The organism is Bradyrhizobium sp. BRP22, from assembly GCF_020194175.1.
Classification (GTDB): Bacteria; Pseudomonadota; Alphaproteobacteria; order Rhizobiales; family Xanthobacteraceae; genus Bradyrhizobium.
Genome location: NZ_JADYVX010000034.1, coordinates 76,716 through 83,188, shown reverse-complemented (window position 1 = coordinate 83,188; position 6,473 = coordinate 76,716). Strand labels below are relative to the sequence as shown.

Annotated in this window: 4 protein-coding genes; 2 read left to right on the top strand and 2 right to left on the bottom strand. The window is 64.7% G+C overall.

The window, feature by feature from the left end; genetic code table 11:
- Positions 1-326: 326 nt before the first annotated feature.
- Positions 327-1,169, top strand: a complete 843-nt coding sequence (pucL, locus tag I6F35_RS31330) for a factor-independent urate hydroxylase (protein WP_225121501.1) — start codon at positions 327-329, stop codon at positions 1,167-1,169.
- A gap of 208 nt (positions 1,170-1,377) precedes the next feature.
- Here the strand turns inward: pucL and I6F35_RS31325 are convergent, their stop codons facing one another.
- Positions 1,378-4,104 carry a molybdopterin-dependent oxidoreductase gene (locus tag I6F35_RS31325; protein ID WP_225121500.1) on the bottom strand — a complete coding sequence of 909 codons (2,727 nt, stop codon included), beginning with the start codon at positions 4,102-4,104 and terminating at the stop codon, positions 1,378-1,380.
- Positions 4,101-4,922, bottom strand: a complete 822-nt coding sequence (locus I6F35_RS31320; protein WP_225121499.1) for an FAD binding domain-containing protein — start codon at positions 4,920-4,922, stop codon at positions 4,101-4,103. Before I6F35_RS31320 ends, I6F35_RS31325 begins: the two co-directional genes overlap by 4 nt.
- Before the next feature lie 136 nt (positions 4,923-5,058).
- Between I6F35_RS31320 and I6F35_RS31315 the strand changes: the two genes are divergently transcribed.
- Entirely contained in the window at positions 5,059-6,408 is a 1,350-nt protein-coding gene (locus I6F35_RS31315) for an 8-oxoguanine deaminase (RefSeq protein ID WP_225121498.1), read from the top strand.
- Positions 6,409-6,473 lie beyond the last annotated feature (65 nt).

The window sequence follows — 6,473 nt, the reverse complement described above, 5'->3', positions numbered from 1 at the left end:
CTTCGAAGGCTCTGCTGCCACTGAGCTCGCATGGCTGCTCATCGCCCATCTGAGGCTCCTAATTCGCCGCCTGGCCAGACCTTGAAGACGTCTTACGCTTTTTTGAGTCAGGCTCTCAGGATGAGGGCCGAAACGCGCGGCGGCACCGGCGTCTCCGCTGCTGAAAGCCACAGCAGTAATGGCCAAGATTGTGGCAGCGGTGGCAGGTCACACCGGCTCACTTTGCCGTACCTGAAGCTTGCCCGCTGGCATAAACGTTGCTCATTATTGATCGAGCCGGGCGCAATGCTCGGTCTGAATTTACCGGCTGAACGGGAGGCTTTCACGTGCCGCTGATCAAGAACCGCTACGGCAAGGGCCGCGTCCGCGTGATGCGCATTCATCGCGATGGCGACAGGCACGAGGTCAGCCAGCTCAACATCAAGGCGATGCTCGAAGGCGATTTCGCCCGCACCTATACTGATGCGGACAATTCCAACACGGTGTCGACCGACACCATCAAGAACGTCGTCAACGTGGTCGCCCGCGAGAACACCGGGCTTTCGCCGGAAGAGTTCTGCCAGGTGTTGGCGCAGAAATATTTCGACACCTATCCGCAGGTGTCATCGGTCTCCATCACGTCGCACGAGACCAAATGGGACAGGTTGAGCTTCGGCGGCAAGCCGCATCCGCACAGCTTCGTGCTCGACGGCAATGGCAAGCCGACCGTCGAACTCACCGCCGTCAGGGGCGGACCAACGGCGCTCGCTTCGGGCGTCGACGGATTTGCCTTCATGAAGTCGACCGAGTCAGGCTGGGAGAACTACGTCAAGGACCCCTACACCACGCTTGCCGAGACCCATGACCGCATCTGTGCGACCAGCATGGTGGCGTCGTGGACATGGTCGGGCAAGCCCGCGAGCTATCCGGCCGCGAACGCAAAGATCCTCGACACGCTCCTCGAAGTGTTCGCGACCACCTATAGCTGGAGCGTGCAGGACAGCCTTTATCGGATGGGCGAGGCTGCGCTCGCTGCAGTACCGGAGATTTCCGAGATCAGCATGGCCTGCCCGAACATGCATTTCATCCCGATGAATCTCTCCGCCTTCGGGCTCGACAACAACAACCAGGTGTTCCTGCCGACCGACGAGCCGCACGGCCAGATCGAGTGCACGGTGGGGCGGGGGTAGGGCTCTCCTCGTCATTGCGAGCGAAGCGAAGCAATCCACCCCTCCGCTTGTTGAGACATGGATTGCTTCGTCGCTTCGCTCCTCGCAATGACGGCGTAGGGTGGGCAAAGCGACTCACGCGCCGTGACCTATCCACTGGCGATGGTGGAAGCGTGCCCACCATCGCGCATTCGGCTCGTGATGGTGGGCACGCTTCGCTTTGCCGACCCTACGCACCGCCATACTTCTCGTGCAGCGCGGGGAACAGGCGGTCGGGCTTGAACGGCATTGTGGTGAAACGGATGCCGGTGGCGTTGGCGATGGCGTTACCGAGCGCGGCGGCGACCGGATTGTACGGGCTCTCGCTCATCGACTTCGCGCCCATCGGGCCTACGGCATCGGACGTCTCCGCGAAGAATACCTCCGTGCGCGGCACGTCGGCATAGGAGGGCAGGTGATAGTCGCGGAACCGCGGATTGATCACCCGCCCGCCGTCGTCGATGACGAGTTCCTCGTAGAGCGCCGCGCCCAGCGATTGCGCGACGCCGCCTTCGATCTGCCCGCGGCATTGCATGGGGTTGGCGACGCGGCCGGCATCGGCCGCCTGCACGCTCTTCAGTATCCTGACTTCGCCGGTGCCCTTGTTCACGGCGACGCGAAAACCCTGCACGTTGAAGGCCACCGAGCGCGGTGTGCCATGCGCGCTGCCGCTGGCCTCCAGCACGCGGCCACGCGCGTCCGCCGCCTTCGCCAACTCGGCGAAAGACAGGCGCTGCCTGCCGCAGACGACAGCTTCATTGTCCAGCGTGCATGCGCCGGCGTCGCTCTCGGCTATCTCGGCCGCAAATGCCTTGATCGCGGCGGCGAGATTTTCCGCCGCGTGCTGCGTCGCGCGTCCGGCAACGAAGATGCCGGCGCTGCCATAGGCGCCGGTATCGTGGCCGCCGTTGGCAGTGTCGGACTGCTTCAGGACGATGCGATCGACCGTCGTCGCCAGCGCGCTCGCCGCGATCTGGCGATGCACCGTGCTGGTGCCGTTGCCGAATTCGGCGGTGCCGACCGTCAGATCGAAGCCGCCATCCTCGCGCAGCGCGATTTTGGAATCGGAGAGATGCCCGGCCGGTGGCACGGTGTCGATCATCGTCAGCGCCATGCCGTCGCCGACCAGCCACTCCGGCGACAGTTCATGCCGCGGCGATTCCTCGGCCATCGCCCGCTCGACCAGGTCGAGGCACTGATCGAGGCCATACGAACCATAGAGCACGTCGTGATAGTCGGAAGGCGGCGGCGACAGCATGGGATCGCCCGGTTTCACGACGTTGCGGCGGCGGAAGTCGAACGGGCTGATGCCGAGCTGTCTTGCGAGATCGTCGATCGCCGCTTCCACGGCGAACAGGCTTTGCGGCAGGCCGTAGCCGCGGAAGGCGCCGGCCGGCAGCGTGTTGGTGTAGGCGACGGCCGCGTCGACCTTCTTGTTTGGGCAGTTGTAGACGCTGAGCGACTCCGCCACTGCATGAAACAGCACCGGGCCGGCATGGTTGCCGTAGGCGCCGGTGTTGGAGAGCACGTCGAGCTGCAGCGCGGTCAGCTTGCCGTCCTTGTCGGCGCCGGCCTTCACCTTGACGCGCATCGGATGCCGCGTCGAAGTGCCGATGAACTGCTCCTCGCGGGTGAATTCGAGCTTGACCGGGCGTCCGGTCCTGAGCGCGGCCAGGGCAAGAATGTCCTCGACGAACATCTCCTGCTTGCCGCCGAAGCCGCCGCCGACCCGTTCGCAGAACACCCTGATCCTGTCGGGCGGCAGGTCGAAGATCTGCGACAGCCCGCGCCGGGCCAGGAATGGCACCTGTGTGCTGGAGCGGACATTGAGGATGCCGTCGGCGTCGATCCAGGCGAGCCCGCCATGGGTCTCCAGCGCCGCATGCTGAATGCGCTGGGTCGTGAACGTTCCCTCATAGGTGACGGCGGCCTCCGTCAGTCCTTTGGCGACGTCGCCATATTCGCCATGCGTCTCCGCCACGAGATTGCGCGCGGGATTGGTGATGCGACGTTCGACCGTCTTGTCCCCATGCAGGACCGGCGCGCCGGGCGCGATCGCCTCCGCCGGGTCGAACACCGCGGGCAATAGCTCGTAGTCGACCTTGAGCCGGCGGCAGCCTTCTTCCGCCGCGGCTTCGGTCTCCGCCACGACGGCGGCGACCTTCTGGCCGATGAAGCGGACGACGTCATCGAGGACGCGCGTGTCCTCGGGGTCCATCCAGTCCTTCTCATGCCGCGCGGTCGAGAACAGAAGCTTTGGCGCGTCTTCATGGGTCAGCACCGCATGCACGCCGGGTACCGCGAGCGCCGCGGTCTTGTCGATCGAGACGATCTTGGCGTGTGGATGCGGCGAGCGCAGCAGCTTCACGTGCAGCATGCCTTCGATCTTGGTATCGAAGGTGTAACGCGCCGCTCCGCGCACCACGAGCGGGCCGGCCGGAGCGGGCAGGCTGCGGCCGAAGGCGGTGCCGGCGTCGGCCTCCTCGACATTGCTCTTGCCATCGAGCGCGTCCTTGATGGAGCGATAGCCGGTGCAGCGGCAGATATTGCCTTTCAGCGAGACGCCGAGTTCCTGGCGCTGCGCCTGGTTCAGCGATGCACAGGTCAGGATCATGCCGGCGGTGCAGAACCCGCACTGGAATCCCTGCGCATCGAGGAAGGCTTGCTGCAGCGGATGGATGCCGCCGTCAGTCGCAAAACCCTCGATGGTGGTGACGGCATGCCCGTCGGCGCGGAACGCCGGGATCAGACAGCTATGCACCGGCTCCCCGTCGAGCAGCACGGTGCAGGCGCCGCAATCGCCGGCGTCGCAGCCTTTCTTGACGCCGAAATGTCCGAGGTCGCGCAGGAATGTGCGCAGGCACTGTCCGGCCCGGGGCGTTTCCGAGAATGTCTTGCCGTTGATGTCGAAGGTCATGGCTGCGCCTTGAGCTCGGTGCGGATTTCTTCCGCGAGCCGCAGCGTCATGTGCTTGCGCCAGATCGGCTTGCCGTGGATGTCGGTGTGATAGCGATTGTCCGGGATGCGCTGCAGGATCGTCTCGCGCAATTCCTCCTGTTCCGGGACGGTGACAAAAGAGAGTCTGATCGGCCGTATCGTCGAGGCGGTCACGGTCAGCGCAAAGCCACCTTCACTGTCGATGCTTCCGATCAACAGCGCCGCCGAGCGGCCGACCGGCGTCAACGAGATCTGGCGAAACGCCGACCGTCGTCGCAGCGTCGCGAGCGGAATATCGATCTGCCGCAGCAGGTCGCCGGGCCCAAGCACGTTCTGCTGATTACCGGTGACGAAGTCGATGACGGGAATCTTGCGCTCTCGGCCATCGGCCTGCCAGATCGTGCCGATGCCGTCGAGCGCCGACGTCAACGAGATCATTGGCCCCGCCGGCAGCGACATGCAGATGTTGCCGCCGACGGTTGCGGTCTTCCAGATCTTGAAGGAAGCAAGGAACGAGCGGCAGCATTGGTTGATCAGCGGCGCAGCGATCCAGTCCGGTGGGCAGGCGAAGCCGTCGAGCTGCGCCACCGTGCAGGTGGCGGCGATCGTCAAGCTGTCGTCGCCGATCGTCAGCGCCGGCCATTTCAGATCGGCGAGATCGATCAGCCGCCTCAGATGCGCCTGCGGCTCCGAGAACAACCAGGTGCCGCCCGCGAGCCAAGCATCACCTGCCGTCCAAACAGGCAATTGCGCCCGGGATTTCGGATGGGCGACCTCCGTAATCGTGTTCAAGTCCATGGATACGCCGACGCTTTCAACAGGATGCATCCTCGCTTAAGTAGTCTTGCAAGACCAGCGCCAATTGTTCCCCGCAATTGGGACGGTCCTTGCATTGATGAGCCGCGCACAAACACTTCTTTTGGATGGTGGGATCATGGACCAAACGCAGCCAATCTGGATCAAGGATCCGCTCTCCATTCTGGCGGACGGTGCCGAACGTGGCGTGGTCGTACAGGACGGCAAGATCGTCGAACTCGTCGGCCGCGGCAAGGGGCCGACTGCCACCTCGCCACTGGTGTTCGATGCAGGCGAACACGTTGTGCTGCCGGGATTGATCAACACCCATCATCACTTCTACCAGACCCTGACAAGGGCGCTCCCGGCCGCGCTCGACCGCGAGCTGTTTCCCTGGCTGAAGGCGCTCTATCCGGTATGGGCGCGGCTGACACCGGAATCGCTTCAGCTCGGTGTTACAGTTGCAATGTCGGAACTGCTGCTGTCGGGCTGCACCACCACGACCGACCACCACTATGTGTTTCCTGCCGGGCTCGAGGACGCCGTCGATATCGAGGTGGCCGTCGCACAGCGGCTCGGCTTGCGGGTGCTGGTCACGCGCGGCTCGATGAATCTGTCGGTGCGCGACGGCGGCCTGCCGCCGGACAGCGTCGTGCAGGACGAGGATACGATTCTGGCCGACAGCGCGCGTGTCGTTGCGAAGCATCACCAGCGCGGCGACGATGCGATGGTGCAGATCGCGCTCGCGCCATGCTCGCCGTTCTCGGTGACGACCTCGCTGATGCGGAAGACCGCCGAACTTGCCGACAAGCTCGACATCCGTCTGCACACCCATCTCGCCGAGACCGAGGACGAGAACAGGTTCTGCGAGCAGATGTACCACTGCCGGCCGCTCGACTATCTCGAACAATGCGGCTGGCTCAACGGGCGCACCTGGCTCGCGCACGGCATCCATTTCAACGCCGACGAAATGAAGCGGCTCGGCAAGGCCAGGACCAGCATCAGTCACTGCGCCTGCAGCAACCAGGTGCTGGCGTCGGGCTGCTGCCCGGTCTGCGAGATGGAAGAGGCCGGCGTCGGCATCGGGCTTGGCGTTGACGGCTCGGCTTCCAACGACGGATCCAATCTGATGCAGGAGGTGCGTGCCGCCTTCCTGGTGCAGCGGGCGCGTTACGGCGTTGGCCGCGTCAGCCACAGGGATGCGTTGCGCTGGGCCACAAAAGGCTCTGCCGCCTGCGTCGGCCGCCCCGAACTCGGCGAGATCGCAATCGGCAAGGCCGCCGATCTCGCGCTCTTCAAGGTCGACGAGCTCCGCTTCTCCGGCCACGGTGATCCGCTCGCAGCGCTCGTGCTGTGCGGCGCCCACCGCGCCGACCGCGTGATGGTCGCAGGCAACTGGGCTGTGATCGATGGCGCCATCCCCGGTCTCGATGTCCCCGACCTGATCCGCCGCCACACCGCCGCGGCGCGCGCGATGCAGGCGGGGTGAGTGCACACACTCTCTCCGTCATTCCGGGGCGCGCATAGCGCGAACCCGGAATCCATTCATCCACT